Origin of the sequence: Actinomadura sp. NPDC000600, from assembly GCF_040492135.1 — a bacterium.
Classification (GTDB): domain Bacteria; phylum Actinomycetota; class Actinomycetes; order Streptosporangiales; family Streptosporangiaceae; genus Spirillospora.
Genome location: NZ_JBEUPD010000129.1, coordinates 1 through 1,273, shown reverse-complemented (window position 1 = coordinate 1,273; position 1,273 = coordinate 1). Strand labels below are relative to the sequence as shown.

Annotated in this window: 1 protein-coding gene; it reads left to right on the top strand. The window is 33.6% G+C overall.

Translation table 11 applies throughout. From position 1 onward, the window contains the following. Nucleotides 1–129 precede the first annotated feature (129 nt). On the top strand, nt 130–1,273 hold a 1,144-nt coding region (locus ABWI07_RS44195), incomplete at its 3' end, for a glycerophosphodiester phosphodiesterase family protein (RefSeq protein ID WP_353822212.1).

The window sequence follows — 1,273 nt, the reverse complement described above, 5'->3', positions numbered from 1 at the left end:
AGATTTTGTATTTTTTCAAAAGAATAAAGTAAGGTAAATTATAACTTAAAGTGGTAAAATAAAATTGGTCATAGTTAATCTGCTATTTGGTTGGATGATTTACTTAATATGGAAAATAAAATATAAATTATGATAGAAACGACTTTGGTAAAAATGAAAAAAATTGATTTAAAAATTATTTTTGTGTTTGCACTGGTAATATTTGGAATGTCTTATGAACTTAGGGGATTTGCTGATGATACCAGTTCTCCTACTCCTGTTTATCGGGTTTATAATCCAAGAAATTTAGAACATTTATATACCTCTAGCCTTAACGAAAAGAATACGTTGGTACGTATTGGTTGGGGGAGGTTTGAGGGAGTAACTTTCTATGGAAAAAATAATGGTGATACACCTATATATAGGCTTTATAACTTTTCGATTAGGCAGCATCTGTATACTGCTGATCTTAATGAAGCAAGGGTGTTAAGCCGCAGTGGTTGGAAGAATGAAGGAATTGTTTTTCGAGCGACAGTAGCGGGAAGCGTTCCAGTATATAGATTGTATAGTTCAAAGATTAAACAGCATTTATTCACTACTGATGCGAACGAGAAAAGAGTTTTAAGTGCTGGAAATTTTTGGAGATATGAAGGTATTGCTTGGTACGGTGTTTCTGCTACAAATAGTGACTCTGATGATATACTTTTGGTAAATCATAGAGGTAATCACACAGAGTTTCCAGAGAACTCTGTTGAATCAGTTCTTTCAGCAAAATATTCAGCGGTAGAAACTGATATTCAAACAACTTCTGATGGGCAATGGGTTAATATGCATGATGCAACTGTTGATAGAACAACTAATGGACATGGAGCTGTTGCAGATCTTACTCTTGCCCAAATTCAAAATTTATATCTAAAAAATAATTCTGGTCAAATAACACAGTACAAAGTTCCAACTTTAGATCAATACCTTGCAGCTTGTAAGCAAAAGGGAGTTATTCCATTAATAGAAATTAAACAGGCAACCGCTACCCCTGAACAGTATTCAGATATTGCTATGAAATTTGAACAGTATGGTTTTTCTTCAACAGGGTATATTATTTCAGGTTATGAAGAGCCACTAAGTAAGATTGAGTCTTTAATCCCAACAGTTAATGTTATGTATATTGTGGAAGGGTATTCTACTGAAAATGTTACTTTTGCAGTATCTTTAGGAATTAAATCTGGACTGGGTATGGGATATACTAACATTAATCAGCAGGTGGTTGAGGCAGTTCATGCATCAGGAATAAAAG